Raw genomic sequence first — 25,534 nt, forward strand, 5'->3', positions numbered from 1 at the left:
CGCAGGTCTTCGCCGGGACGAAAACTCGTGCCACCCTCCGTGGGGTGCGCTCACCCGTCTGGCTGGTCCTCGCGGTGGCTCTGGCCGCCTGCTCAACCCAGCAAGAAGCAAAACCGCAGGTAGAAGTCCTGCAGAAGATTCCGCACGACACGTCGGCGTTCACCCAGGGGTTGGAACTGGTCGACGGCGTCCTCTACGAGGGCACCGGCCTGGAGGGTCAGTCGACGATGCGCGCGCTCGACCCGTCGAGCGGCAACGTGCAGAAGAAGGTCGACCTCCCGCAGGACTTCTTCGGCGAGGGCATCACCGTCGTCGGCGACACCATCTGGCAGATCACGTGGCGCAACGGCGTGGCCATCGAACGCGACCGCAAGACGCTGAACGAGGTCCGCCGCGTCAGCTACGAGGGCGAGGGCTGGGGCATCTGCGACGACGGCCAGCGCCTGATCATGAGCGACGGCAGCGCGAAGCTGACCTTCCGCGACCCGAAGTCGTTCAAGGAAACCGGAAGCGTGCAGGTCACGCGGGACGGCAAGCCGCTGGAGCAGCTCAACGAACTGGAGTGCGTGGGCGGCAAGGTGTGGTCGAACGTGTGGAAGACGGACGAGATCGTCCGCATCGATCCCGCCACCGGAAGCGTCACCAACACCTACGACCTGTCGTCGCTCAAGCCGTCCGACCCGAACGTCGACGTGCTGAACGGGATCGCGCACGTCCCCGGCACCAACGAGTTCCTGGTCACAGGCAAGAACTGGCCGACCATCTTCCGAGTGAGGTTCAACGGGATGGGGCAGGATTGACGGTGTGACGGGCGACCGCGGGTGGAGTGACCAGCCGACTCCTAAGCGCTACCCGTGGCAGGACGACGAGTACCAGCCGCGGCAGCGTCGCGAGACGACGTCCGAGCACGGTTTCCAGCCTCCCCCGCGCCGGCCCCAGAACACCCGCCCGCTGCCGAATCAAGATCAGCAGACCACCCCGACGCCGAAGCCGCCGCGCAAGCTCACGGTCACGCGCGTCGCCTGGTTCCGCAGCAAGCAGATCTCGCAGCAGGCGGTCGCGGCGTTCCGGCGCGCGGCCCACGCCGACGGCGCCAAGAAGTCCGGCATGTCGTCGGTCACCTACGCGGTGATGATGAACTACGCCGCCGACGCCGCGATGGCTGTCGCGCTGGCGAACACGCTGTTCTTCTCCGCCGCCTCGGCGGAGTCCAAGACCAAGGTCGCGCTGTACCTGCTGATCACGGTCGCGCCGTTCGCGTTGATCGCGCCGGTGATCGGTCCGTTGCTCGACAAGATCCAGCGCGGCCGACGGCTGGCGCTGGCCGCGAGTTGTGCGATCCGGATCGTGCTGTCGATCGTGATGGCGCTGGAGTTCGACAGCTGGCTGCTGTACCCGGCGGCGCTGGGCAGCATGGTGTTGAGCAAGTCCTTCACCGTGCTCAAGTCCGCGATCACCCCACGTGTGTTGCCACCGGACATCACGCTGTCGAAGACCAACGCGCGCATGACCGTCTTCGGTCTCGCGGCGGGTGCGGTGTTCGGCGCGTTCGCCGCGGGCTTCGCGAAGCTGTTCGGCTCGCCGGGCGCACTGTGGTTCACCGCCGCGCTGTGCCTGGTGAACGCCGTGCTGTGCATGAAGATCCCGGCGTGGGTCGAGGTGACCGAGGGCGAGGTCCCGGCGACGCTCACGCCCAAGCCCGCCAAGCAACGCGTGTCCCGGCACATCGTGGTCGCGTTGTGGGGCAACGGCTCTCTCCGGATGCTGACGGGGTTCCTGACGCTGTTCGCCGCGTTCGTCGTACGCGCGCAGACCGAGGGCGACGCGTTCCAGCAACTGCTGCTGCTCGGCGTGATCGCGGCCGCAGCGGGTGCGGGCAGCTTCCTCGGCAACGCGATCGGCGCGCGGCAGCACTTCGGCAAACCCGACGAGGTGATCCTCGCCTGCGTCGGCACGGCCCTGGTCGCCACGATCGTGGCCGCCGCGCTGCCCGGCCTGGTCACCGCCGCGATCGTCGGCCTGCTGGGCGCCACGGCGTCGTCGCTGGCCAAGATCAGCCTCGACTCGGTGATCCAGGACGACCTGCCGGAGGAGTCGCGCGCGTCGGCGTTCGGCCGCTCCGAGACGATCCTGCAGCTCGCGTGGGTCTTCGGCGGCGCGCTGGGCGTGCTGCTGCCCGCGACGTTCTGGGTGGGCTTCCTGGTGCTGTCCGTCCTGCTCGCGCTCGGCCTCACCCAGACCTGGATGTACCGCAACGGCACGTCGTTGCATCACCTGGTCCGCCGACCGGCTGCGGTGACCCCGTAGGCTGCCTGACGTGCGTCGACTTGCTTCTGTAATGGCTGCCAGTGCCCTCGTGCTGACCGGCTGCGCGTTGCCGCAGCACGATCCCGAGGTCACGTTCTACGCGAACGGCAAGACCATCCGCGTCGAGCCGACGATCTACTGCGACGTCGCCGGCGACAACTGCGCCGAGAAGAACGCGCCCGGCACGCTGAAGGTGCCGCCGGGCAAGGTCGTGCAGATCTCGGTGGACGGTCAGCTCGCGGACGGCCTCTGGGAGGTCGTGTGCGTGTACGAGAACGCCGCGCGCGTGCAGGAGGGCTGCAGCTCGCCGTTGCTCGGCAAGGGCGACAACTTCTCCTACACGCTCGCCGTGCCGAACGAGAACGACCAGCTGCTGCGCATCGAGGTGCACGAGGCGGCCGGCGCGGTGCTGGAGACCGGCCAGCCGCTGATGCGCGGTTCGTGGGTCGTCGACATCACGCGCTAACGCTTGCCGAAGGCTTCCCACCACTCGCTGGGAACGATTCGCAGTGCTGACTCCATCAGGGCCTTGCCGGTGTCGGTCACGACCGACGCCTGCATGGTCTGGATGAAGCGCTCCATCTTCGTGATCCCCGCGGCCTGGTACTCGCGGGCCTGCAGCAGCAGTTCGAGCTTGTCCGCGTCACGGGAGCAGCGCGCTTCGGGCGTGTGATCGATGTCCTTGGCGGCCTCGTGCTCGGCGACCAGCGCCTCGATGTGCGCGGCGAGCGGCGCGGGCAGGTGCTGAACCTGGTCGCGCGCCACGGCTTCCGGCGGCATCTTCACGTCGAGGTAGAGCTTGCCGACGTACGGGATGTCGCCGATCCGCGTCTCGGGCACGTCGTGGAACAGGCCCAGCGTCGCCGCCCGGTCCGGGTTCGCACCCTCCTGGACGGCGATCGCGTACGCCAGAACGCCCACCCGGAACGAGTGCGCGGCCACCGACTCGGGGTTCTGCACCCCGGTGAACAGCCACCCCGCTCTGGGCAGGCGCTTGAGCTGGCCGACTTCGTACAGGAACTCGACGATCCGGTCCGCTTCAGACATGGAGCCGATCTTTTTACGGATCGAGGTCCCGCGCCACCGCCCGGACGACCTCGGCGATGAGCTTCATGTTCTTCTTGTCGGACGGGTAGCGCCCGCGACGCAGGTCAGGCTGCACCTTGTTCTCGAGGAGCTTGATCATGTCCTCGATCAGGCCGTGCAGCTCCTCCGCGGGACGGCGGCGCGCCTCGGCGACCGACGGCTGCGGGTCGATCAGGCGCACGGACAGCGCCTGCGGACCACGGCGGCCTTCCGCCATGCCGAACTCGATGCGCTGGCCGGCTTTCAGACCGGTGACACCCGGAGGCAACGCCGCTTTGCGGACGTAGACGTCCTCGCCACCGTCCTGGGTGACGAATCCGAAGCCCTTCTCCGTGTCGTACCACTTGACCTTGCCGGTCGGCACCGCGCTCACCATTCCCTTACTTCTGCACAACGAACGCGCCCCAGGCGTACCCGAGACGCGTCTCACCAGACTAGCCAGAAGACCTTGGGTAGGGCACCTCCGTTAGCGCGACTACCCTGCTCTCATGACCGCTCCGAAGCTGTTCCCGCTGGCCGTCGGCCTGTTCGCCGTGGGCGTGCTGGCGATCATCGCGGTCTTCGTGCTCTTCGCCACGGGCCACAGCGACCTGCCGGTGTGGCTGAACGTCTCCGCCACCTACCTGCCGGCCGTCGGGCTGGGGCTCGGGATCATCGCGGTGATCAGGAAAGCACGCCAGAAGAAGTCCTGAGCCACTCCGGGAACTCGCGCAGGTCCTCCAGGACCACCGCCGCGCCCGCCTCGGCCAGCTCGGCCCGTGAACAAGGCCCGGTCACCACGCCGACGCCCAGTGCTCCCGCGGCTCGTGCACCCTTCATGTCGCCGACGTGATCACCCACGTAGATCGCGGCGCCGTGCAGCTTCAGCGACTCGGCCTTGCCCGTGGACCACAGCTCGCCGTAGAGGTGGTCGACCTCCCAGCCGAGCGCTTCGAGGTGCAGCGCGGCGTTCTTGCGGTACTTGCCGGTGACGACCATGGTCTGGCCGCCCAGCTCACGAACGCAGGCAAGAGCTTCTGCGGCTCCGGGCAGCGCGACCGTCGCGGGGATCACGACGTCCGGGTAGAGCGCGCGGAAGAGCGTGACCATGTCCGGGATCTCCTCCTCGGGCACGCCCATCTCGCGGTAGGTCATGTCGAGGGGCGGGCCGAGGTTCGACGCGAAGTGGTCGCCGTCGAGGTCGTGGCCGGTGCGGGCACCCACCTCGTTCAGCACCGCGGCCATGCCGGGTCTCGGGTCGATCAGGGTCATGTCCAGGTCAAAGCCCACGGTGAACGGCACAGAACCCGACTCTACGTCTTTACAGGAATCGATTTTGTGTAAAGCTGACGAGGTGAGCGACATCACCGAGCTCTTACTGGACGCTGCCGCAGACCTGCTCGCGGCCCGCGGTTTCCACGGCCTGCGCATGATCGAGGTCGCCTCTCGCGCGGGCGTCAGCAGACAGACCGTCTACAACGAGTTCGGCAACAAGGAGGGGTTGGTTCAGGCCGTCGCGGCCCATCAGACCGAGGAGTACCTCTCCGGGATCGTCGCGCGGCTCAAGGAAGATCCCGATCCGTGGGAGGCGATGCGGTCCGCGTTCCGCTACACCTTCGAACGGACCGAGAAGGACCGGCTGGTCTCCGCCGTGCTGACCGGGCAGGACGCCGAGGACCTGTTGCCGTTCCTGACGATTCGCGGCCATCCGGTGCTGTTCCACGCGACCGAGGTCGTCGAACGCCACCTCACCGAGCACTTCCCCGGCCGGCACGTGCGGCTGACGGCGGAGACGACCGTGCGGCTCGCGTTGAGCCACCTGCTGATGCCGAGCGGCGATCTCGACAGCGCGATCGACGCGGTGGTGACAGTGGCTCGTGCCACGTTGGAGGCCTGACCCCTTGTTGCCATAATGTGGCAACAAGGGGAGGTGTCCGGTGGTCGCTGTCTCGGCACGCTGGCGCGCGGGTGCGGCGTTGCTCGGTCCGGCGTTCGTCGCCGCGATCGCGTACGTCGATCCCGGCAACGTGGCCACCAACACGGCCGCGGGAGCACGATACGGGTACCTGCTCGTGTGGGTGCTCGTGGTCGCGAACGTCATGGCAGGGCTCGTGCAGTACCTGTCGGCGAAGCTCGGTCTGGTCACCGGGAAGTCGTTGCCCGAGGCGGTGCGCGATCACCTGCCGCGGCCGGTGCGGCTCGCGTACTGGGGTCAGGCCGAGGTGGTCGCGATGGCGACCGACCTGGCCGAGGTGCTCGGCGGTGCGATCGCCCTCTCGATCCTCTTCGATCTTCCGCTGCTGCTCGGCGGCGTGATCACCGGTGTGGTGTCGACGGTTCTGCTGCTGGTGCAGGATCGTCGCGGGCAGAAGCCGTTCGAGCGCGTGATCACCACGATGCTGGTCGTGATCGCGGTCGGGTTCATGGCCGGGCTCTTCGTGTCACCGCCCTCAAGTTCTGAGGCTTTGAGCGGTCTCGTGCCGCGGTTCGACGGTGCGGACAGCGTGTTGCTCGCGGCGGGCATGCTCGGTGCCACGGTCATGCCGCACGCGGTCTACCTGCACTCGGCGCTGGCCCGTGACCGGCACGGCAAGAACCCGTCGATGCTCGGCGCGACCAAGGTCGACGTCGTGGTCGCGATGATGCTGGCCGGCGCGGTCAACATGGCGATGTTGCTGGTGGCGGCTTCGGCGCTGCACGGTCGCGATGGCGTTGACACGCTGGAGGGAGCGCACGCGGCGGTCGGTTCGACCTTGGGCGGCGGGATCGCGCTGCTGTTCGCTCTGGGTTTGCTGGCTTCGGGTTTCGCGTCCACGGCCGTCGGGTGCTACGCGGGTGCCGTGGTCATGGACGGCCTGCTGCACGTGCGGATTCCGTTGCTGGCACGGCGTTTGGTGACTCTCGTACCGGCGTTGGCGATTTTGGCGTTCGGCGTCGACCCGACGTTCGCGTTGGTGCTGTCGCAGGTCGTGCTGTCGTTCGGCATCCCGTTCGCACTGGTGCCGCTGGTGTGGCTGACCGCGCGCCGGTCCGTCATGGGTTCCTATGCGAACCGGCGCGCTGTCACCGCTTCCGCTTGGCTCGTCGCCTTCGCGGTGGTCGTGCTGAACGTGGCGCTGATCTACCTGACGGTGTCGTAGGAAACGCCGACCTGGCGCAGCGCTTCCTCCATGATTCCCATGATCTCGAGCGTCGCCGACCACGGGATGTCGGGGTGCTGCACCGCGCGCTGGCCGACCGCGATCTCGACCTCGTGGATCTGGTGCCGGTAGCCCAGGTCCTCGGTCTCGTGCACGACCCCGTTGATGATCACCTTGGTGGGGTTGTACATCGGGTCGACGATCTCGATCCTGCCCTCGGTGCCGACGATCTCCGCCGCACAACCCAGGTCCGCGACGAGCGAGCAGCTCAGCAGTGCCTGCGCGCCGTTCTCGTAGCCGAGGAGAACCGACGCGTCGGCGTCCACATCGGACGGTGCGAGGCTGCCGTGCGCCGCGATGTGCGTCGGCACGCCGAGAAGCCGGTGCGCGAGTGAGATCGGGTAGACGCCCAGATCGAGGATCGAGCCACCGCCTGCTTGTTTGGCCCACAGCCGGTCGTCGTCGTTGAACTCGTGCCGGAAGCCGAAGTCCGCGGTGATGGTCCGCACCTCGCCGATCTGACCGGCCTGCACCGCGTCGACGACCTTGCGGATCAACGGGTTGACGCGCGTCCACATGGCTTCCATGAGGAACTGGGTCTTCTTCGACCTCGCCCGTTCGATCATCTCCTCGGCCTGCGCGACCGTGAGCGCGAAGGCCTTCTCGCACAGCACGTGCTTGCCGGCGTCGAGGGCGGCGAGCGCGACCTCGTGGTGCTGGCCGTGCGGCGTGGCGATGTAGACGATCTCGACGTCCGGGTCTTTCAGCAGTTCGCGGTAGTCGCCGTACGCGCGCTTGATGCCGAACTGCGCGGCAAACGCTTGCGCCTTGGCGAAACTGCGCGAGGACACCGCGAGGACCTCGACGTCCGGCACCTTGAGCATGTCGGCGGTCACCGCGTGCGCGATTCCACCGGTAGCGATCACACCCCACTTCATGAGGTGAGCTTAGATTGGAGGTATGCGCCTCATCCTGAACGTGATCTGGCTCGTGCTCGCGGGGTTCTGGATGGCCGTCGGATACGCGGTCGCCGGCCTGATCTGCTGCATCCTGATCATCACGATCCCGTGGGGCATCGCGTCGTTCCGGATCGCGAACTACGCGCTCTGGCCGTTCGGGCGCGAGGTGGTCGACAAGCCGGGCGCGGGCACGGGTTCGTTGCTGGGCAACGTCATCTGGATCATCGTCGCCGGCCTGTGGCTCGCGATCGGCCACATCGTCACCGGCGTCGCGCTGTGCGTGACGATCATCGGCATCCCGCTCGGCCTCGCCAACTTCAAGCTGGTGAAGGTCTCGCTGGTGCCGCTCGGCAAGGAGATCGTGGACGTCCCCTGAGGGTCCCCCGCTCCTCGTCGGGGGCGAGGAGCGGGAGACCTCTCATTCGGCACGCGCCGTCAGGCCTCGTCGCCCAACAGCTCGTGCAAGCACAGGATGTTGCCCTCGGAGTCGTGGAACCACGCCGCGCGCTCGTTGCCCATCACCGCGATGTGGTTGACGGTCTTGAAGTCGGGCAGGTCGTAGTCGTCGAACTCCACGCCCTTGCCTTCGAGCTCGCGGATCTCGTCCTCGAGGTTCGGCACCTCGAAGCTGATGACCGTGTGAGCCGTCTGCGCCCCCTTCTCGGCGGGCATGAGGCCGAGCGCGTCGCCAGCGCCGAGCTCGAAGAGCCGCGTGCCGTCCTGGGCGGTCATGAGGGGCTTGAGGCCGAGCTTGTCCGCGTAGAAGGTCCCGGCTCGCTCGGGGTCTTCCACGGGCAGCATCGTCGTGGTTCTGGTGGCGGTGAGCATGGGCGCCTCCGTTCGACGGAATCCACCGATGTTGCGCGCGTCACACCGCATCCGCAAGTGCCCTTTCACCCCTTCGTGACCTGCGGGGATAGTTGATTCGCGGGACGATTTCGCTCCGTGAACACCTCGCGTCTCGCCGTGCTCGCCGTCGCGTTCGGACTGTCCGGCTGCTCGATCCTGGTCCCCAGCTTCGGCGAGGAGCCGTCGAGCACGCCGGCCTCGCCACCTGCCGCCGCCAAGACCGAGGAGGCCGAGGCGTTGCCCAGCGGGTGCGACCTCTTCGAACCGGACGAGTTCACCCTCTACCGCTTCACGGTGGAGACGTCGCGCGACGAAGACGGCTGCACGTGGCGGACCGACTTCTACGAGGTCGTGAGCGTGCACGGGTACGACGGCGCGACGCCGGAACGTCTGCAGGTGGGCAGGAACTCGGAGACGTCGGAGATCACCGTCGGCGGGCACACCGCGATGCTCGCCAAGAGGGGGATCTCGGACACCAGGTGCGGCGTCCTGTTCAAGGTCGGCGACGGCACCGTGAGCGTCAGCGCCACGTCGGACGAGCTCGCCAAGTCGTGCGCGATCGCCCAGGCCGTCGCAACGGACGTGGAACCCCGGCTTCCCTAGGCGTGCTTCGTGCTGTCGTCGAGGCTCAGCAACTCCACCGCCGCCGCCCGCATTTCCACCTTGCGGATCTTGCCGGTGACCGTCATCGGGAACTCGTCCACCACGTGCACGTACCGCGGGATCTTGTAGTGGGCGAGCTTGCCGGTGCAGAACTCGCGCACAGCCTCAGAAGACAACGGCGCCGCGCCCTCGCGCATGCGGACCCACGCCATGAGCTCCTCTCCGTAGCGAGCGTCGGGCACGCCGATCACCTGGGCGTCGAGCACGTCCGGGTGCGTGTAGAGGAACTCCTCGATCTCGCGCGGGTAGATGTTCTCGCCGCCGCGGATGACCATGTCCTTGATCCGCCCGGTGATGTTCACGTAGTCGTCGTCGTCCATCACCGCGAGGTCGCCGGTATGCATCCAGCCCGCCTGGTCCACCGCCTCTGCCGTTTTCTCGGGCTCGTTCCAGTAGCCGAGCATGACGGAGTAGCCCCGCGTGCACAGCTCCCCCGGCATCCCACGCGCAACCGTGAGGCCCGTTTCCGGGTCGACGATCTTGACCTCCAGGTGCGGGCCGACCCGCCCCACCGTCCCGACGCGGCGGTCGAGTGAGTCGTCGACGCGCGTTTGCGTTGACACGGGCGAGGTTTCGGTCATGCCGTAGCAGATGGAGACCTCGCGCATGCCCATGCGTTCGACGACCTGCTTCATCACCTCGACCGGGCACGGCGAGCCCGCCATGATGCCGGTGCGCAAGGAAGAGAGGTCGTAGCCGTCGATCAGGTCGAGCATCGCGATGAACATCGTCGGGACGCCGTACAACGACGTGCAGCGCTCTTCCTGAACCGCCGCAAGGGTTGCCGCCGGGTCGAACGCCGGCGCGGGGATCACGACGCACGCGCCGTGGCTGGTGGCGGCGAGGTTGCCCATCACCATGCCGAAGCAGTGGTAGAACGGCGGCACCACGCAGATGCGGTCGTTCTCCGTGTAGCTGATCAGCTCGCCGACGAAGTAGCCGTTGTTGAGGATGTTGTGGTGGCTGAGAGTCGCGCCCTTGGGGAACCCCGTGGTGCCGGACGTGTACTGGATGTTGATCGGGTCGTCGCGGTCCAGCGAGACGTCCGGAAGCTCCGAACCAGTCCACTGTGGATCGTCGACGAACACGACGTTCTGCAACTCAGGACAACGAGGCCGGACCTCGAGAATCATCGCCTCGTAGTCCGAGGTCTTGAACGTGCGCGCGGACACCAGCGTGTGGATGCCCGCCTGGTTCAGCACGTACTCCAGCTCGTGCACGCGGTACGCCGGGTTGACGTTGACCAGGATCGCGCCGATCCGCGCGGTCGCGTACTGCACGAAGACCCACTCCGCGCAGTTCGGCGCCCAGATGCCGACCCGGTCCCCCTTGCGCACGCCCAGCGAGTGCAGCCCGGCGGCGGCCCGGTCGACCTCGGCGGACAGCTCCGCGTACGTCCACCGGCGATCTGTGGCCTTGTCGACAAGTGCCTCACGATCGCCGAAGCGCGCGACGGTCGCCGCGAAGTTCGCGTGGACGGTGTCGCCCAGCAGAGGCGCGGCGGACGTGCCCGAGGAGTAGCTGGCGGTCATCCACCCGACCGTAGTCAGGCTTCGGCGTATGGCAAGGGGACCACCAGGCACGGACCCCCGCTGTAGAGGCCGGCGTCGATCGCCAGGACCTTGTCGTCGGCGTACACCAGAGGCCCGTCGATCTGCTCCGGCGACACCCCGAGCTGATCCGCGATGACGCTGTGCCCGTGCACGATTTTGCTGCCACCCAACGTCGCGAGCAGCTCGTCCGCGATTTCGGGCCCCTGCGGACCGCGGAACGCGTACCGGGTCGTCATCTTGCGCCAGCACTCCCACCAGTCGACGAGATCGTCGCCCTTGAGCACCTGGCGAACGGCCTCGTTGACCTCCTCGATCGAGGACCCCCATTCGAGGTAGGCCGCCGTGTCGGAGTGCATCAGCAGGTGGTCGTCGCGCAGCTTCAGCACCGGCCGGGTCGTCAGCCACTCGACGTGTTCGTCGGTCAGCCTGTCCTGGTCGCTGCGCAGGCCGCCGTTGAGCAGCCAGCTGCGCGCGAACGACCGCGGCCCCGCGCTGTCCGGCACCTGCTCGTCGCCGAACCGGTACATGCCGAGCAGCAGCACCTCGTGGTTGCCGATCAACGAGTTGACCGCGCCCCCGGCCTCGGCCGCCTCCTCGCCGAGCCGCATGACCAGATCGATCACGCCGACGCCGTCCGGCCCGCGGTCCACGAAGTCGCCGAGGAACCACAGCTCGGCCTCACCGCCCGTCCAGTGCCCCTCCTCGTCGCACAGTTCAGCGACGTGCAGGGCTCTGGTCAGCTCAGCGAGGTGCCCGTGCACGTCGCCAACCACGTGCATCGGGCGTCGATCCGTGTCCACGTCCGCGACGATAGGTGATTTGCCCTCGCGCGTCAGTGGCCAGCCCAGTCACCGAACGGGTCCTGAGAGTGACCGACCAGCTCGGCGATCGACTTGAGCACGCGCGTCGGCCGATACGGGTACATCTCGGCGTGCTCCGCGGTGAAGATCCCGGACAGCACGAGGATGGTCGACAGGCCCGCTTCGAGGCCCGAACGCACGTCGGTGTCCATCCGGTCGCCGATCATGAGAGCGTTCTCGGAGTGCGAGCCCAGCGCGCGCAGAGCCGACCGCATCATCAACGGGTTCGGCTTGCCGACGTAGTAGGGCTCACGACCGGTGGCGCGCTCGATCAACGCCGCCACGGCGCCGGTCGCGGGCAGGGAGCCCTCGCGCGACGGGCCGGTGGCGTCCGGGTTCGTCGCGATGAACTTCGCGCCCTCCTCGACCAGGCGGATGGCCTTGGTGATGGCGGTGAAGCTGTAGGTGCGGGTCTCGCCGAGCACCACGTAGTCCGGGTCGCGGTCGGTCAGCACGTAGCCGATCTCGTGCAGCGCGGTGGTGAGGCCGGCCTCGCCGATCACGAACGCCGAGCCGTTCGGGCGCTGCGAGTCGAGGAACCTGGCGGTGGCCAGGGCGGACGTCCAGATCGACTTCTCCGGGATGTCCAGGCCGGTGCGCTGCAGACGCGCGCGCAGGTCTCGTGGCGTGTAGATGGAGTTGTTGGTGAGCACGAGGAACGGGGTGTCGGAGGAGCGGAGCTCCGCGACGAACTCGTCAGCGCCGGGGATCAGGTGGTCCTCGTGAACCAGAACACCGTCCATGTCCATCAAGTAGTGCCACATGGGCCTAAGTATCGATCACGCGCTTGCGGAACGTCTCGATCTGGAGCTGGAGATAACGCTCGATCACTTGGAGTTCGTCCGCGTCGAACTGGTCGAGGACCTCGACCAGACTCTGCTGCGCCTTCATGAACGGGGCCGCGAACTTTTCGAGGTCACCCGGCGTGACCTCGACGAGGACCTTGCGCCGGTCGTGCGGATCCCGGACACGACGGACGAAACCGGCACGCTCGAGACGGTCGATGACGCCCGTGACCGCACCGGTCGAGAGGCCGGACAGCTCGGCGATCCGGCCCGCCGTGAGCGGTCCGTCCGCCCGAATGGCGAGATCGAGGCACTTCTCGTCGGTCGCGGACAGCCCCATCTGCTCGGCGACCTTCGTGTGGAACATGACGGTGAGCGCGCTCTGCTCCCGCATGTACCAGGTGAACCTCTCCAGCGCCTCCGGTTCCATGTGGAACATCTTAGCAACTAAGACAATTCCTTGTGACAGTGCTCCAAACGGGCGGAACGTGAGAAACCCTATTTGTAGCGTCATCCACAAGAGGATGTTGATTACCCTGGTAGGGGTGACAGCAGTGGACCTGGGACTACCCGTTGTGCGCGGCGTGCCTGACGCGTCGGCACGACCCGACTCGCCGCTGCTCGTCGACAGGTTCGGCCGGGTCGCGAAAGACCTCCGGGTCTCGCTGACCGACCGCTGCAACCTGCGCTGCACCTACTGCATGCCCGCCGAGGGCCTCGACTGGCTGCAGAAGGACGAGCTGCTCACCGACGCCGAGCTGATCCGGTTGATGCGGATCGCGGTCGTCGACCTGGGCGTCACGGACATCCGCTTCACCGGCGGCGAGCCGTTGCTGCGGCGCGGCCTGGAGCAGGTCATCGCCGCGACGGCCGAGCTGGAGCCGCGGCCGCGCATGTCGATGACGTCGAACGGCATCGGGCTGGCGCGCCGGGCGAAGTCGTTGAAGGACGCCGGCCTGAACCGCATCAACGTCTCGCTCGACACCCTCGACCCCGACCGCTTCGCCACGCTGACCAGGCGCGACCGCATCACGGACGTGCTGGACGGCCTCGACGCCGCCCGTGAGGCGGGCCTGGAGCCGGTGAAGGTCAACTCCGTGCTGCTGCGCGGCGTGAACGAGGACGAGGCCGTCCCGCTGCTGCGGTTCTGCGTCGAGAACGGCTACAACCTGCGGTTCATCGAGCAGATGCCGCTCGACCCGCAGCACGGCTGGACGCGCACGAACATGGTCACGGCCGACGAGATCCTCACGATGCTCTCGTCCGCGTACACGCTCACCCCGTCGGAGACCCCGCGCGGCGGTGCGCCGGCCGAGCGCTGGCTGGTCGACGGCGGACCGGCGACCGTCGGTGTGATCGCGTCGGTGACCAGGCCGTTCTGCGCCGCCTGCGACCGCACGAGGCTCACCTCGGACGGCCAGATCCGCAACTGCCTGTTCAGCCAGACCGAGACCGACCTGCGCACGCTGCTGCGCGACGGCAGCCCCGACTCGGCGATCGCCGACGCGTGGCGTGCCACCATGTGGGCCAAGGCGGCGGGCCACGGCATCAACGACGCGGGCTTCCACCAGCCCGACCGTCCCATGAGCGCAATCGGAGGCTGACGTGACCGCGGTGAAGATCCGCTACTTCGCGGGTGCGCGCGCCGCGGCCGGGGTGGCCGACGAGGACCTGCTGCTCGACTCCCCCGAACCCACCGTGGCGCTCGTGGTGAGCACCATCGGTGAACGCCACGGCGACAAGCTCGGCAAGGTCCTCGCCGCGTCGAGCTTCCTGCTGGACGGCGTCGCGGTGCGCGACACGTCCGTGCGCGTCCCCGCGGGCTCTCAGCTGGACGTGCTGCCGCCGTTCGCGGGCGGCTGAGCACTGCCCAGGAACGTCTCCGCCCTGGCCGCCACAGCGCTCTGCTCACGTTCCTTCGCCAGCTCCAGCGCCTCTCTCGCGGCCGCCGCGTCCCCGGTCGCCTCCGCCAGCGCGAGCAGCGCCTTGGCCTCCGTCAGCAGGTCACCGTTGTCCCGCACGTCCCGCAGCAGTTCACTCGCCAGCTCCGCATCCTGCCCGGCGAGCAGCAGCTGAGCCTTGTGCCGTCCGATCGGGTAGTTGATCCGGTTCGCCAGCTCGACCGCCGCCTCCACGTCTCCCAGCACGATCAGCGCGTCGACCCGGGTGCGAGCGTCGTCGTTCTCCCGCGCTCCCTCCAGGGCCCGTGACGCCAGCGACTGAGCTTGCTCGGCATCACCGGTCGCCGCGGCGGTGTCGGCCAGGTTGACCAGCACGTTCGGCACAGCTCTCGCGACCTTGAGCTCCTCGTAGTCGGCCAGCGCGGCCTCCAGGTGCCGCAACGCTTCGTCGTACTGCCCGAGCTCGAGGAAGGCGAGGCCCATGCTCTCCCTGGCCACGGCGATCTTGATCTTGAACCCGTGTTCCTCTCCCAGCCGCATGGCCTCCTCGAAGTACCGAATCGCCTTGCGCAACTCCGCGCGGGCACCGAGCACTGAGCCCAGGATGAACAGCACGGTGACGTGCAACGGCGGCTCTCCCCGTGCCATGCGCAACGCCTCTTCCAGGTCCGCCAGCGCTCCGGTGAGATCACCGGTCTCCCTCTTCAGCGCGCCCATGTTGGTGAGCAGGGTTGCTCTCATGGAGTCGGACGTGGCCAGGCCGGCGGCCTCGCGGTACGCCTCCAGCGACTCGCTGAACGACCCTCGCATCGAGTAGAGCTGGCCGCGCCCGTTGAGCATGGCCGTCTCACCGTCGACGTCACCCTCGCCCCGCGCCGACGCGAGACCGGCCGCCAGCGACGCGTCGGCCTCCAGCTGGTAGCCGCCGTAGATGAGGTAGCCGCGCAACGAGTCGGCCAGGTGAACCGAGAACGGGTGCGGCGCGGCAGCCACCGCCGCCACGAGCGTGGAACGCTTCTCGTCGAGCCATTCCTGCGCCTGGGCGGAGCTCTCGAACCTGCGCCCGGTCAGCTCCAGCGGCAACCGGTCGAGCCGCTTGATCGGGGTGGCGGCGAGGTCGCTCGCGTGCAGCGCGGTGTCCAAGTAATAGGACATCAACCGGCGAACGGCCGCAGGCCCCTCCGCACCCATCTGCTCGGAGGCGAAGAGCCGGATCAGGTCGTGCAACTGGAACCGTTCGTCCGCCCGCTGGACGAGCCCGGCGCGCACCAGCACGTCCACCAGCCCTGCGGTGTCCTCGGTGGACCGTTCGCTGAGCACGGCCGTGTCCGGCAGGTCGAAGTCGGTACCGGGGTGCACGCTGAGCAGACCGAACAGCTTGCGCGCGTCGTCCGGCAAAGCCTTGTAGGACAACGCGAACGCCGCCCGCACCGCCGCGTCGCCCTCGATCTCGAGCGCGTCCAGCCTGCCGCCGCCGCGCAGGTCGGCGAGGTAGTCGGGCAGGTGGCGATCGGCCAGCTGCGCGCCCGCGATCCGCAACGCGAGCGGCAGGCGCGCGCACAGCTTGATCAGCTCGGCGTGGTCCTCGCGCGACCCTTCGATCTGCCACCGGTCGAGCAGCTGGGTGGCCTCGTGACCGGCCAGCACGTCCAGTCTGATCTGACCCTGAAGCTCGTTGCGACTGGTCACGATGGCCGTGCAGCCCTCGACGCCCGGGACGAGCGGGCTCAGCTCCGCGGCGTTGTCGAGCAGCACGAGCACGCGCCGGCCCTTCAGCTTCGCCCGGTAGAGCTCGACCTGTTCGTCGAGGTCGAGCGGAACCTTCGCCGGTGGCACGCCGAGCGCGCGCAGGAACCGGCCGAGCGCCTGTTCGAGGGTGACCGCCGGTCCTGTCGCGAACCCGCGGAGGTCGACGTGCAGCTGACCGTCGGGGAACCGGTCGCGGATCCGGTGCGCGAGCCTGACCGCGAGCGCGGTCTTGCCGATGCCGGGCGGTCCGGTGATGGCGTGCACCCGCGCCTCGGAGGCCTCCAGCGCGGCGAGCTCGTCCTCACGGCCGACGAAGTCCAGCAGGTCCGCCGGCAGCTGCTGTGGCGCCGGCGGACGCACGACGAGCCGGTAGCCGGACGCGTCGGTGACGATCTCGTCGTCGACCGACTGCCGCAGCCGCTTGACCAGGTTGCGCAACGCGGGCAGCGGGTTCGACGGCGGGTCGTCGCCCCAGACCGCACTGACGAGATCTCCGAACAACACCGGTTGACCGGCCTGGGCGGCCAGCGCCCTGTGCAACGCGGCCTGTCGCGACTCTCCGCTCATACCGCCATCTTCTTCCGACCGGCGTGTCGCGGGGTTGAAGACCGTCCCCCAGGCGTGAGGAGAGCGTCTCCGATGGCCGAAAGTCCGTGAGCCACGCCTCACTTTGCGTAATAGATCTCGGCCGATCTCAGAACGGATACGGACCGATAACGACGGTTCTGAGCTGCAGTTTTGTAGGGTCCGCACAACGCGCCAAAACGTTACTGTGATGCGCATCACAGTCAGATACGTTTGGTGGGGGCTTCCCCGGTTACGTACCGTCGCTCCTCGGCTGGCCCCGAACCGGCCACGAGCTAGACCGGAGGACCGAGCACCGAACCCAGTCCGAGGGTTCTCCGGAACAACCCCGAGCGAGAGAAACCGCCGGACTGGGACGCAGGGACGCACCGGGCCCCCGAACCCGAGTCCCCAGCCGTGGGTGCGGTGGACCGAGAGGCACATGGCTTTCAACCGAGGCAAGCAGGGCAAGCAGGGTTCCGCCGCTCGCACTATCGCCAAGGTCGCGGCTGTCGGCATCATCGCCGGCGCCCCTCTGGGCCTGGCCGTTGGCACCGCCAACGCCGCCCCTGGAATGGACTGGGACGCACTCGCGCAGTGCGAGGCCAGTGGCAACTGGGGTGCCAACACCGGTAACGGCTACTACGGCGGCCTGCAGTTCACGCAGGGCACCTGGAACGCCAACGGTGGCACCGGCAACCCGGCCAACGCCTCCCGCGAGGAGCAGATCCGCGTCGCGGAGAACGTGCTCCGCACGCAGGGCTCGCAGGCGTGGCCGGCGTGCAGCGCCCGCCTGGGTGCCTACGTGGGCAAGACCGCCCCCGCCCCGAAGCAGGCGCAGCCGCAGCGGAAGGCCGCGCCGCAGCAGCGCACCGCTCCGGTGCAGCAGGCGCCGGTTGTCGCGCTCGCCGGTTCGAAGACGAACCCGAACGGCAACTACGAGATCAAGGCCGGCGACACGCTGTCCAAGATCGCCGACGAGAACAAGGTCGCCGGCGGCTGGCAGGCCATCGTGGAGAAGAACAAGGACTTCCTCACGAACCCGGACCTGATCTTCCCGGGCCACAAGATCCAGCTCTGAGGATCGGCTCCGCTTGACGGTCGGCCCCGGTAGTGGGCTGACGTAGGACCAGGGATCTCACCGTTACCCCCCGACGGTGAGGTCCCTGCCTGCGTTTTCGGCTTCGGGGCGTTGACACGTCGTGCAGGTCGTCCTGCGAGCGCATGTCGCGTTCCAGCGGGGTGGTCCCGTGCCTTGCGTCGTCTCACCTTGCGCAGGTGCGCGCACGGGTCAAAGACATGACGAGCGTTGGTTGCGTCATCGCCGCTTGCCTCCGGCCTCGCGCGATCCCGGCCGCGCGGGACTACGGGCAGTTGACCCACTCGTCGCCGCCGCCTTCGAAGACCTGCCGCTTCCACACCGGCAGCCGGGCCTTGACCTCGTCCACCAGGTCGGCGCACAACGAGAACGCCTCCTTGCGGTGCTCGGCCGCGACCGCGCACGCCAGTGCCACGTCACCGATCTTCAGCGGGCCGACCCGGTGCGAGACGGCGATCCCGTGCACACCGGAGTACTTCTCGGCCAGCGACTCGACGACCTCGGCCACGACGTCACCCGCGGACGGGTGGGAGTGGTACTCGAGCTCCAGCACCGGCCGCCCGCCGTCGTGGTCGCGGACCACGCCGGAGAAGGTGACGACGGCACCCGCGCGGTCGGAGGCGACCAGGGCCGCGTGCTCCTCGACCGAGAGAGGGTCTTCGGTCACGGCAGCCCTCAGCACGACACTCATTTGTGGTCACCTCCGCGCAACTGGTCCAACGCATGCTCTACGACGGTGGCGAGGACGTCCAGACCGTCCCGGACTCCGCCGGTCGAGCCCGGCAGGTTGACGATCAGGGTTCGGCCCGCGACACCGGCGACACCGCGCGACAGCACCGACCCCGGTACGCGGGGCCAGCCGGACATGCGGATGGCGTCGGCCAGGCCCGGGACCTCGTAGTCCAGCACCGCGCGGGTGGCTTCCGGGGTGCGGTCGGTCGGGTTGATGCCGGTGCCACCGGTCGTCAACACCAGCTCGACACCGGAAGCGACGGCTGAGGCCAGGGCCTCGCGGACCGGATCGCCGTCCGGGACCACGACTGGTGAGCCGACCGAGAAGCCTCGGTCGGTCAGCCACGAAACGATGATGGGGCCACTGCGATCGGAGTAGACGCCGGCGGCGGCTCGGTTGGAGGCGGTGACGACCACTGCCTTCACGGACGCACCCACAGGCCCGACTTGCCGCCTTCCTTGCGTTCCACGCGAACGGAGTCCAGGGAAGCGGCCGGGTCCACGGACTTGACCATGTCGTGCAGGGTCAGGCCCGCCACGGAGACGGCGGTCAGCGCTTCCATTTCCACGCCCGTGCGGTCGGTGGTGCGGACGGTGGCCGTGATGAGGACGGAGTCCGCGGCCAGGGCCAGGTCCACCACGACCGACGAGAGCGAGATCGGGTGGCACAGAGGCACCAGCTCCCAGGTGCGCTTGGCCGCCATGATGCCCGCGATTCGAGCGGTCGCCAGGGCGTCGCCCTTCGGGAGGCCGTCGGACCCGAGCAGGTCCACCACTTCGGCTGTCGTGTGCAGGACGCCGGTGGCCACGGCCGTCCGGGTGGTCTGCTCCTTGCCGGAGACGTCGACCATGCGGGCCGCGCCATGTGAGTCCAGGTGGGTGAACTGCTTGGTCATACCGCGATCGTATGCCTGCTCACAGTGCGCGGCCCGTGTCCAAAGGCCTTACGAGGTTGCAGCCTTCCGGACTGCTTCGGCCACTGCCGGAGCAACCGTGTTGTCGAAGACCGACGGCACGATGAACGACGCGTTGAGGCGGCTGCCGTCCACCACGTCCGCGATGGCCTGAGCGGCGGCCAGCAGCATCGCGTCGGTGATGGTGCGAGCGTGTCCGTCCAGCAGGCCGCGGAACACGCCGGGGAACGCCAGGACGTTGTTGATCTGGTTCGGGAAGTCCGAACGGCCCGTGGCGACGACGGCCGCGTGCTGCTGGGCCTCCATCGGGTCGATCTCCGGGTCCGGGTTGGCCAGGGCGAAGACGATGGCGTCCTTGGCCATGGTCGCGACCTGCTCCGCGCCGAACAGGTTCGGAGCCGAGACGCCGATGAAGACGTCGGACCCGACCAGCGCGTCGTGCAGGCGGCCGGACTGGTTGTCCTTGTTCGTCGAGGCCGCGATGGACTTCAGGTTCGAGTCCAGGCCGGGGCGGTCGCGGTGCACGATGCCGTCGACGTCGACCGCGATGATGTCGCCCGGCGTCTGGGCCTGCAGCAGGCGGATGATCGCCGAACCGGCCGCGCCGACGCCGCAGACCGTGATGCGGCAGTCCTTGATGTCCTTGCCGACGACGCGCAGGGCGTTGCGCAGAGCCGCCACGACAACGATGGCGGTGCCGTGCTGGTCGTCGTGGAAGACCGGGATGTCGAGCTTCTCGCGCAGGCGGGCCTCGATCTCGAAGCAGCGCGGCGCGGAGATGTCCTCGAGGTTGATGCCGCCGTACACGGGAGCGATGAGCTCGACCGCGCGGATGATCTCCTCGGTGTCCTGGGTGTCCAGGCAGACCGGCCAGGCGTCGACGCCGGCGAACTTCTTGAACAGGGCCGCCTTGCCCTCCATCACCGGCAGCGCGGCGGCGGGGCCGAGGTTGCCGAGGCCCAGCACGGCCGAACCGTCGGTGACGACGGCGACGGTGTTGCGCTTGATCGTCAGGCGGCGCGCGTCGTCCGGGTTCTTGGCGATGGCCTCACACACACGAGCCACACCGGGCGTGTACGCGCGGGAGAGATCGTCACGGTTGCGAAGCGGAACCTTCGACGCGATCTCGATCTTGCCACCGAGGTGCACGAGGAACGTGCGGTCCGACACCTTGCGGACGACGATGCCGGGCAGCGTCTCCAGCGTGTCGGTGATGTCCTTCGCGTGGTTCGCGGAAAGGGCGTTGCAGGTGAGGTCGATGACGACGCGGTCGTTGTGCGACTCCACGACGTCGAACGCCGTGATCACTCCGCCCGCGCGGCCGACGGCCGTCGTGAGGTCACCCGCGGCGCTCGCTGACGGCGGCGCCTCCAGACGAACGGTGATCGAGTAACCAGGGCCGGGGACCGGCATCGTCTTCCTCCCACGAAGTGCTGCTCAAGCGGGAAGTGAGCCTATCCCCGGGCCCTTTGCGGTACTCACGCGACTCGACCAGTCTTAAGACCGGTCTGACAAATCCCTCAGGACTTGTTGATCTCGGTCACCGGGTGCGTGTAGCCCAGGGTCTCCACCGGCAGCGGGAACGTCGTCGAGCCGAACGGGGAGAGCGCACCCTGCATGTCGCTGGTGAGCTCGGTGACGGGGTGACCGCCGTCCGGGCCCTCCGGCCAGTGCGGGTCGACCCGTCCAGGGCGTCCTTTCGCCACGATCTCCTCCTCGGTGGTGCCCAATGACGCGACAAGTGTGACAGAGGCCAACGCGTTCTCCACCGGCCCATATACCGTGAGAAGAATGTCCGGCATCACTCTCGCCGACTGGCTGCGCGCCCAGGACGACACGGCTCTCGTCGCACTGCTGCGCGCGCGTCCTGACCTGGCAACGCCCCCACCTGCCGATATGTCCGTGCTCGCGACACGGGTTGGCACCAGGGCGTCGATCGCGCGCGCCTGCGAGGACCTCGACACGTTCACGCTCGCCGTGCTCGAAGGCCTGGTGGTGCAGGGCGCGGACACCGAGCCCGTGGCGTTGGCCACACTCGCGCGGGTGCTCGGGCCGGACGTGAAGCCCAAGCCGCTCAAGCAGGCGGTCGCCAAGCTCAAGTCCCTCGCGCTGCTGTGGGGCGACGACGACGCGATGTCAGTTCCTCCGGTCACACGGGAGGCGTTCGGCACGTACCCCGGCGGGCTGGGCCGGGCGACCGGGCAGACCTACGACCTCGCCGGCATCACCGAAGGCGAGCAGCGGGTCCTGCAGAAGCTCGCGGCGGGCCCGCCCATCGGCGACACCAAGGACGCCTCCCGCGTCGTGCCGCTCGAGAAGGCCGAGACTCCGGTGCAACGGCTCCTCGCGCGCGGTCTGCTGCTGCGGCGCGACCCCGGCACCGTTGAGCTGCCACGAGAGATCGCATTCCAGTTCCGCGGTGAACGCCCGCTCGGCCCGATCCAGGTCTCCGAGCCGAAGCCCAAGACCACCAGCCTTCAGCCGGCGAGCATCGACGCGACGGGTGGTGGCGAGGCGCTGGAGCTGGTCCGGCACGTCGAGAACCTGATCTCGAGCTGGTCGGCCGAGCCCGCGCCGGTCCTGCGAACGGGCGGCCTCGGCGTGCGTGAGCTGCGCAAGGTCGCCAAGGACCTCGACGTCGACGAACGCCGTGCCGCGCTGCTGATCGAGCTCGTGGTCGGCGCCGACCTGGCCGCGAACACCGAGGCCGCCGAGCCCGAGTGGGTGCCGACGACCAAGGCCGACGTGTGGCTCGCGGCGACGACCGAGGTCCGCTGGGCCACCGTCGCGAACGCGTGGCTGGAGCTGCCCAGGCTCCCCGCGCTGGTCGGCCGCCGCGACGAGAAGGACAAGCTCTTCACCCCGCTCGCGGACGAGATCCGCCGCGCGCAGGCACCCCGCGACCGCCGCTGGGTCCTGGACGCGCTGGCCGCGTTCCCCAAGGGCACGTCGATCGCGGATCCCGCGGACCTGGCCGCCTTGCTGGGCTGGCGGGCACCGCGCAGGGGCGGACGGCAGCGCGACGAGCTGGTGCGCTGGACGATCGAGGAGGGCACCGCGGTCGGCGTGCTGGCTCTCGGCGCGATCACCAGCGCGGGCCGCGTGCTGCTCGACGAGGGCCCCGGCCACGCCGCCAAGTCGCTCGGCGACGCACTGCCCGCCCCGCTCGACCACGTGCTGGTGCAGGCCGACCTCACCGTCATCGCGCCCGGCCGGCTCGAACCCGACCTCGCGGACGAGATGGCGCTGGTCGCGAACGTCGAGTCGGCGGGCAGCGCCACCGTCTACCGGATCAGCGAGGCCACCGTCCGCCGCGCGCTCGACGCCGGACGCACTGCCGACGAGCTGCAGGAACTCTTCAAGATCCGCTCACGCACGCCCGTGCCGCAGTCGTTGACCTACCTGATCGACGACGCCGCGCGCAGGCACGGCAGGCTGCGCGGCGGTGCGGCGGGCGCGTTCCTGCGCTGCGACGACCCGGTGCTGATCAGCGAGGTCCTCGCCCACCCGGAAGCAGCTCGCCTCGAACTGCGCCGGATCGCGCCGACCGTGCTGGTCAGCCCGTTGCCGCTGGCGGACGTGCTGGACGGGCTGCGCTCGGCCGGGTTCGCCCCGGCCGCGGAAGGCCCCGACGGCCAGGTGCTCGACCTGCGACCAGGGGGCCGCCGGACCACGCCGAGGCAGCGGACGGCGCGGAAACCCGTGTCACCCGCCGTGCCCGCCGACGAACGGTTGGGTGAACTCGTCCGGCTGGTCCGAGCAGGAGATCGTGCCGCCGCGACACCACGGGGTGAACGCGTCGCGGTTCCCGGCCACCTCGGCGCCGGGCCGTCCGCCACCCTGTCGTTGCTCCAGCAGGCCGCGCGGGCGCGACGGAGAGTGCTCGTCGGGTTCGTCGACTCCCACGGCACGGCCGCGCAGCGCGTGATCGAGCCGCACGTGGTCGGCGGCGGCGTGCTCGAAGGCTACGACCACAGCTACGGAGAGGTGCTCAGGTTCCCTCTTCATCGCATCACGTCCGCCGCATTGGTGGACGAGGACTGACGGACGGTCATCCCCCGGTAGAAACTCACGTTCATCCTTGCGTGACCGTTTCGCGACCTAGCGTCGATTGACGTGGGCGTTCCCGAGACGCCCTCGTCAATGCGAGGAGGTCCCGCACGATGGCCAGCTCCCGGTGGGCTTTGAGAGCCGCCGCCACCCTCACGGCACTGGCGTTCGCCTTGCCGTTCTCGACCGGAACAGCGAACGCCGACCCGATCCTCGTGCTGCTGGAGGACAACCACGTCAACGCGACGGTCGGGATCAGCGGCAACGTCGACATGATCCCCGTCGCGGCCGGCGCACACGTCTCACTCGACACCGGACACGGCCTCAGCGTCATGGCCAACGGTGGCATCCAGGTCGCGCTGGGCCTCTGCGGTCACGCCGACGTGGGTCTCAGCGCAGGAGTGGACGTCGGAGCCCATGTCTCCGCGGCCGTGGACGCACACGTCGACGCCGTGGTGGAGGTCGCTGCCGAGGCGAGCCCGGCCGTCGACCGCGCTCCCGCCCCCGAACCGGTCGTGGCGGCCACACCCGCCGTCGAACCGGTCGTCGCCGCAGCGCCCGCGGAACCCGCGGTCGAACCAGCGGCTGACAAGGCGAGCACATCGGTCGAGATCGGCGGCGTCGAGATCAACGTCGGACCGCACGCGGCCGCGATGCTCCAGGCGCACGCCGACGCCACCAAGGACGTCCACGTGCACGTCGACGGCACTCTCGCCGTTGACGCGAGCCTGGGCGCCGACGTCAGCGTGGGCGTGAGCTCCGACCTCGTGAACATCGACGCGCACGCCGGAGTCGCCGCGGACGCCAGCGTCGACCTCGGCAGCGGTGACGTGTCGGCCAGCGCCTACATCGGAGTCGGCCTGACCATCGGATAGCAACGGCCCACGGCGGAGAGGACCACTGCTTGGACGATCAGCGACGAAACTGAATCAGACCGCAACGACGAGGCGAGCGCCGCACCCGAAGGTGGCGCTCGCCTCGTTCACGTTGTGCGTCTGTGCCCCGGAGATCAGCCGGCGCGGACGGACATCCACTGGCGCATCGCGTGCTCCACCAGCGTGATGAGCGTCTGCTTCGTCGACTGCCGGTTCCTGGCGTCACACGTCACGATCGGCACGGACTCGTCGATCGTCAACGCCTCGCGGACGTCCTCCAGTCTGTGATGGAGGAGGCCGTCGAAGCAGTTGACACCCACGACGTACGGCAGCTGCCGGTCGTCGAAGAAGTCGATCGACGCGAACGCGTCGGCGAGACGGCGGGTGTCGACCAGGACGATGGCGCCGATGGCACCCCGTACCAGGTCGTCCCACATGAACCAGAACCGGTGCTGACCCGGCGTACCGAAGAGGTACAGGATCAGGTCGCTGTCGAGCGACACACGGCCGAAGTCCATCGCGACCGTCGTGGTGACCTTGTTCGGCGTGGCGGAGAGGTCGTCCACCCCCGCGCTGGCCTCGGTCATCACCGCCTCGGTGGTCAACGGGACGATCTCGGACACCGAGCCGACGAACGTCGTCTTGCCAACACCGAAGCCACCCGCCACCACGATCTTGGCGGAGGTCGTCGGCTTCCGTGCGCCCTCGGCGCCCTGGGGACTAGAGCCTGCGAAGCCCACTGAGCACCCTCTCCAGGAATTCCATGGAAGGCCGGTCCCCCACGACCAGACCGCCCTGGTGAATCAAAACCAAACCCATGCTTGCCATGTCGCCGATCAACACCCGCACGACGCCAAGCGGCAAGCGTAGGAGTGCCGCGACCTCGGCCACCGACCGCGTGTCCACACACAGCCCGCAGATCGACCTGTGCTCGGGAAGAACTGCGGCATCCCGTTCGAGGCCACGCTCGCTGGTCGAAATCAGCGCCTCGATCGCAAGGTCGTAGTCGGGTCGTGTGCGTCCACCGGTACGCGTGTAAGGCCGCACCAGTGAACCCGAGTCCGCAGAAGAAGTTTCCTCCGGACGCACAGCAGCCTGTGTGCCGGTGGTGTACACCGGCTGCGGCCCGGTGGTGTACGGGAGTTGTTCCGGCACTGCGTCCGGCATCTCGTGCTGGCCGAAGAGGTCCGCACCGGGGCCACCGAACAACCCGGTGCCGTACCCGTCGATGTCGAACCGGTTCGGCACGTCGTCGTACGGATACGACGACGAGTCATCCACCTCACGCTGAGACATATCGCCTAGCCCTTGCCCTGTAACCCGCTCATCGTGGGGTGCGTCCTCGGCTTCCTCTGGTTCTTGGGGTATCGCGTCAGGCTCGTCGAACTGGAACCCACCAGCGGCCCACTCCTGGTAGTTGAAGTTCCTACCGAAGCCACGGCCTCTAGCGCCAGATCTGCCAGCCATTT

At 68.6% G+C, this 25,534-nt stretch carries 30 protein-coding genes; 13 read left to right on the forward strand and 17 right to left on the reverse strand.

Annotated elements, in window-relative coordinates:
* The first annotated feature begins 44 nt into the window (after positions 1-44).
* Genes AB0M24_RS27565 through AB0M24_RS27575 form a run of 3 tightly spaced genes read left to right on the forward strand, consistent with a single transcriptional unit; the run spans position 45 to position 2,773 of the window.
* On the forward strand, positions 45-800 hold the full coding sequence (locus AB0M24_RS27565) for a glutaminyl-peptide cyclotransferase (RefSeq protein ID WP_363773817.1): 756 nt from the start codon (positions 45-47) through the stop codon (positions 798-800).
* A gap of 4 nt (positions 801-804) precedes the next feature.
* Positions 805-2,307: an MFS transporter gene (locus AB0M24_RS27570; protein ID WP_363773819.1), complete on the forward strand. Its 1,503-nt coding sequence runs from the start codon at positions 805-807 to the stop codon at positions 2,305-2,307.
* Between the two features lie 31 nt (positions 2,308-2,338).
* Positions 2,339-2,773: a DUF2771 family protein gene (locus AB0M24_RS27575; RefSeq protein ID WP_363773821.1), complete on the forward strand. Its 435-nt coding sequence runs from the start codon at positions 2,339-2,341 to the stop codon at positions 2,771-2,773.
* Here the strand turns inward: AB0M24_RS27575 and AB0M24_RS27580 are convergent.
* Together AB0M24_RS27580 and AB0M24_RS27585 are read right to left on the reverse strand one after the other, a co-directional pair.
* Complete coding sequence (locus tag AB0M24_RS27580; RefSeq protein ID WP_363773824.1) at positions 2,770-3,354, reverse strand: HD family hydrolase; 585 nt, start codon at positions 3,352-3,354, stop codon at positions 2,770-2,772. The two genes, AB0M24_RS27575 and AB0M24_RS27580, sit on opposite strands and share 4 nt — an antisense overlap.
* A gap of 13 nt (positions 3,355-3,367) precedes the next feature.
* Positions 3,368-3,757 (reverse strand): cold-shock protein, encoded by a 390-nt coding sequence (locus tag AB0M24_RS27585; RefSeq protein ID WP_112271356.1) that lies wholly within the window; start codon positions 3,755-3,757, stop codon positions 3,368-3,370.
* A 124-nt stretch (positions 3,758-3,881) separates the two neighbouring features.
* Here AB0M24_RS27585 and AB0M24_RS27590 point away from each other — a divergent pair, with 124 nt between their 5' ends.
* Positions 3,882-4,085: a hypothetical protein gene (locus AB0M24_RS27590; protein WP_363773827.1), complete on the forward strand. Its 204-nt coding sequence runs from the start codon at positions 3,882-3,884 to the stop codon at positions 4,083-4,085.
* On the opposite strand, the gene AB0M24_RS27595 is transcribed toward AB0M24_RS27590, so the two are convergent.
* Complete coding sequence (locus tag AB0M24_RS27595) at positions 4,057-4,674, reverse strand: HAD hydrolase-like protein (RefSeq protein WP_363773829.1); 618 nt, start codon at positions 4,672-4,674, stop codon at positions 4,057-4,059. The genes AB0M24_RS27590 and AB0M24_RS27595 overlap by 29 nt on opposite strands.
* A gap of 52 nt (positions 4,675-4,726) precedes the next feature.
* On the opposite strand from AB0M24_RS27595, the gene AB0M24_RS27600 reads away from it, so the two are divergent.
* Together AB0M24_RS27600 and AB0M24_RS27605 are read left to right on the forward strand one after the other, a co-directional pair.
* Positions 4,727-5,269, forward strand: coding sequence for a TetR family transcriptional regulator (locus AB0M24_RS27600; protein ID WP_363773832.1), 543 nt, complete (start codon positions 4,727-4,729; stop codon positions 5,267-5,269).
* Between the two features lie 40 nt (positions 5,270-5,309).
* Entirely contained in the window at positions 5,310-6,512 is a 1,203-nt protein-coding gene (locus tag AB0M24_RS27605; protein WP_363773835.1) for an Nramp family divalent metal transporter, read from the forward strand.
* On the opposite strand, the gene AB0M24_RS27610 is transcribed toward AB0M24_RS27605, so the two are convergent.
* The gene (locus AB0M24_RS27610) at positions 6,494-7,450 is read right to left on the reverse strand and encodes a Gfo/Idh/MocA family oxidoreductase (protein WP_363773838.1); all 957 of its coding nucleotides are present in this window, start codon (positions 7,448-7,450) and stop codon (positions 6,494-6,496) included. The two genes, AB0M24_RS27605 and AB0M24_RS27610, sit on opposite strands and share 19 nt — an antisense overlap.
* Before the next feature lie 22 nt (positions 7,451-7,472).
* Here AB0M24_RS27610 and AB0M24_RS27615 point away from each other — a divergent pair, with 22 nt between their 5' ends.
* Positions 7,473-7,847, forward strand: a complete 375-nt coding sequence (locus AB0M24_RS27615) for a YccF domain-containing protein (RefSeq protein WP_363773841.1) — start codon at positions 7,473-7,475, stop codon at positions 7,845-7,847.
* A gap of 59 nt (positions 7,848-7,906) precedes the next feature.
* Here the strand turns inward: AB0M24_RS27615 and AB0M24_RS27620 are convergent, their stop codons facing one another.
* Entirely contained in the window at positions 7,907-8,299 is a 393-nt protein-coding gene (locus tag AB0M24_RS27620; protein WP_363773844.1) for a VOC family protein, read from the reverse strand.
* Positions 8,300-8,416: 117 nt separating this feature from the next.
* Here AB0M24_RS27620 and AB0M24_RS27625 point away from each other — a divergent pair, with 117 nt between their 5' ends.
* Complete coding sequence (locus tag AB0M24_RS27625; protein WP_363773847.1) at positions 8,417-8,923, forward strand: DUF3558 family protein; 507 nt, start codon at positions 8,417-8,419, stop codon at positions 8,921-8,923.
* On the opposite strand, the gene AB0M24_RS27630 is transcribed toward AB0M24_RS27625, so the two are convergent.
* The 4 genes from AB0M24_RS27630 to AB0M24_RS27645 are packed head-to-tail and all read right to left on the reverse strand — an operon-like array spanning position 8,920 to position 12,611.
* Positions 8,920-10,515 carry an AMP-binding protein gene (locus tag AB0M24_RS27630; RefSeq protein WP_363773850.1) on the reverse strand — a complete coding sequence of 532 codons (1,596 nt, stop codon included), beginning with the start codon at positions 10,513-10,515 and terminating at the stop codon, positions 8,920-8,922. The genes AB0M24_RS27625 and AB0M24_RS27630 overlap by 4 nt on opposite strands.
* 14 nt (positions 10,516-10,529) lie before the next feature.
* Positions 10,530-11,315 (reverse strand): metallophosphoesterase, encoded by a 786-nt coding sequence (locus AB0M24_RS27635; RefSeq protein WP_363774007.1) that lies wholly within the window; start codon positions 11,313-11,315, stop codon positions 10,530-10,532.
* A gap of 53 nt (positions 11,316-11,368) precedes the next feature.
* Complete coding sequence (locus tag AB0M24_RS27640) at positions 11,369-12,160, reverse strand: HAD-IIA family hydrolase (protein WP_363773853.1); 792 nt, start codon at positions 12,158-12,160, stop codon at positions 11,369-11,371.
* 4 nt (positions 12,161-12,164) lie between these two features.
* Complete coding sequence (locus AB0M24_RS27645) at positions 12,165-12,611, reverse strand: MarR family transcriptional regulator (protein WP_363773856.1); 447 nt, start codon at positions 12,609-12,611, stop codon at positions 12,165-12,167.
* A 115-nt stretch (positions 12,612-12,726) separates the two neighbouring features.
* Between AB0M24_RS27645 and moaA the strand changes: the two genes are divergently transcribed.
* Both moaA and AB0M24_RS27655 read left to right on the forward strand, forming a co-directional pair.
* Positions 12,727-13,785 (forward strand): GTP 3',8-cyclase MoaA, encoded by a 1,059-nt coding sequence (gene moaA, locus AB0M24_RS27650; protein WP_363773859.1) that lies wholly within the window; start codon positions 12,727-12,729, stop codon positions 13,783-13,785.
* Position 13,786: 1 nt separating this feature from the next.
* Positions 13,787-14,044 (forward strand): MoaD/ThiS family protein, encoded by a 258-nt coding sequence (locus AB0M24_RS27655; protein ID WP_363773862.1) that lies wholly within the window; start codon positions 13,787-13,789, stop codon positions 14,042-14,044.
* Here the strand turns inward: AB0M24_RS27655 and AB0M24_RS27660 are convergent.
* Positions 14,008-16,398, reverse strand: coding sequence for a tetratricopeptide repeat protein (locus tag AB0M24_RS27660; RefSeq protein ID WP_363773865.1), 2,391 nt, complete (start codon positions 16,396-16,398; stop codon positions 14,008-14,010). The two genes, AB0M24_RS27655 and AB0M24_RS27660, sit on opposite strands and share 37 nt — an antisense overlap.
* Before the next feature lie 439 nt (positions 16,399-16,837).
* Between AB0M24_RS27660 and AB0M24_RS27665 the strand changes: the two genes are divergently transcribed.
* Entirely contained in the window at positions 16,838-17,476 is a 639-nt protein-coding gene (locus AB0M24_RS27665) for a transglycosylase family protein (RefSeq protein ID WP_363773868.1), read from the forward strand.
* A gap of 283 nt (positions 17,477-17,759) precedes the next feature.
* On the opposite strand, the gene AB0M24_RS27670 is transcribed toward AB0M24_RS27665, so the two are convergent.
* From AB0M24_RS27670 to AB0M24_RS27690, 5 genes are all read right to left on the reverse strand, one after another.
* Positions 17,760-18,185, reverse strand: a complete 426-nt coding sequence (locus AB0M24_RS27670) for a molybdenum cofactor biosynthesis protein MoaE (RefSeq protein WP_363773871.1) — start codon at positions 18,183-18,185, stop codon at positions 17,760-17,762.
* Entirely contained in the window at positions 18,182-18,652 is a 471-nt protein-coding gene (locus AB0M24_RS27675; protein WP_363773874.1) for a MogA/MoaB family molybdenum cofactor biosynthesis protein, read from the reverse strand. Before AB0M24_RS27675 ends, AB0M24_RS27670 begins: the two co-directional genes overlap by 4 nt.
* Positions 18,649-19,122: a cyclic pyranopterin monophosphate synthase MoaC gene (gene moaC / locus AB0M24_RS27680; protein ID WP_363773877.1), complete on the reverse strand. Its 474-nt coding sequence runs from the start codon at positions 19,120-19,122 to the stop codon at positions 18,649-18,651. Before moaC ends, AB0M24_RS27675 begins: the two co-directional genes overlap by 4 nt.
* Before the next feature lie 48 nt (positions 19,123-19,170).
* The gene (locus AB0M24_RS27685) at positions 19,171-20,553 is read right to left on the reverse strand and encodes an NAD-dependent malic enzyme (protein ID WP_363773880.1); all 1,383 of its coding nucleotides are present in this window, start codon (positions 20,551-20,553) and stop codon (positions 19,171-19,173) included.
* A gap of 107 nt (positions 20,554-20,660) precedes the next feature.
* The gene (locus tag AB0M24_RS27690; RefSeq protein WP_363773883.1) at positions 20,661-20,846 is read right to left on the reverse strand and encodes a hypothetical protein; all 186 of its coding nucleotides are present in this window, start codon (positions 20,844-20,846) and stop codon (positions 20,661-20,663) included.
* Positions 20,847-20,931: 85 nt separating this feature from the next.
* Between AB0M24_RS27690 and AB0M24_RS27695 the strand changes: the two genes are divergently transcribed.
* A complete protein-coding gene (locus tag AB0M24_RS27695; RefSeq protein ID WP_363773886.1) occupies positions 20,932-23,184 on the forward strand; it encodes a helicase-associated domain-containing protein in 2,253 nt (750 codons plus the stop codon).
* Between the two features lie 119 nt (positions 23,185-23,303).
* Positions 23,304-24,065, forward strand: coding sequence for a hypothetical protein (locus AB0M24_RS27700; protein ID WP_363773889.1), 762 nt, complete (start codon positions 23,304-23,306; stop codon positions 24,063-24,065).
* Between the two features lie 134 nt (positions 24,066-24,199).
* On the opposite strand, the gene AB0M24_RS27705 is transcribed toward AB0M24_RS27700, so the two are convergent.
* The gene (locus tag AB0M24_RS27705; protein WP_030470877.1) at positions 24,200-24,805 is read right to left on the reverse strand and encodes an ATP/GTP-binding protein; all 606 of its coding nucleotides are present in this window, start codon (positions 24,803-24,805) and stop codon (positions 24,200-24,202) included.
* On the reverse strand, positions 24,786-25,532 hold the full coding sequence (locus tag AB0M24_RS27710; RefSeq protein ID WP_363773893.1) for a DUF742 domain-containing protein: 747 nt from the start codon (positions 25,530-25,532) through the stop codon (positions 24,786-24,788). Before AB0M24_RS27710 ends, AB0M24_RS27705 begins: the two co-directional genes overlap by 20 nt.
* Between the last annotated feature and the right edge of the window lie 2 nt (positions 25,533-25,534).

It is taken from the genome of Lentzea sp. NPDC051838 (assembly GCF_040681245.1).
GTDB lineage: Bacteria > Actinomycetota > Actinomycetes > Mycobacteriales > Pseudonocardiaceae > Lentzea.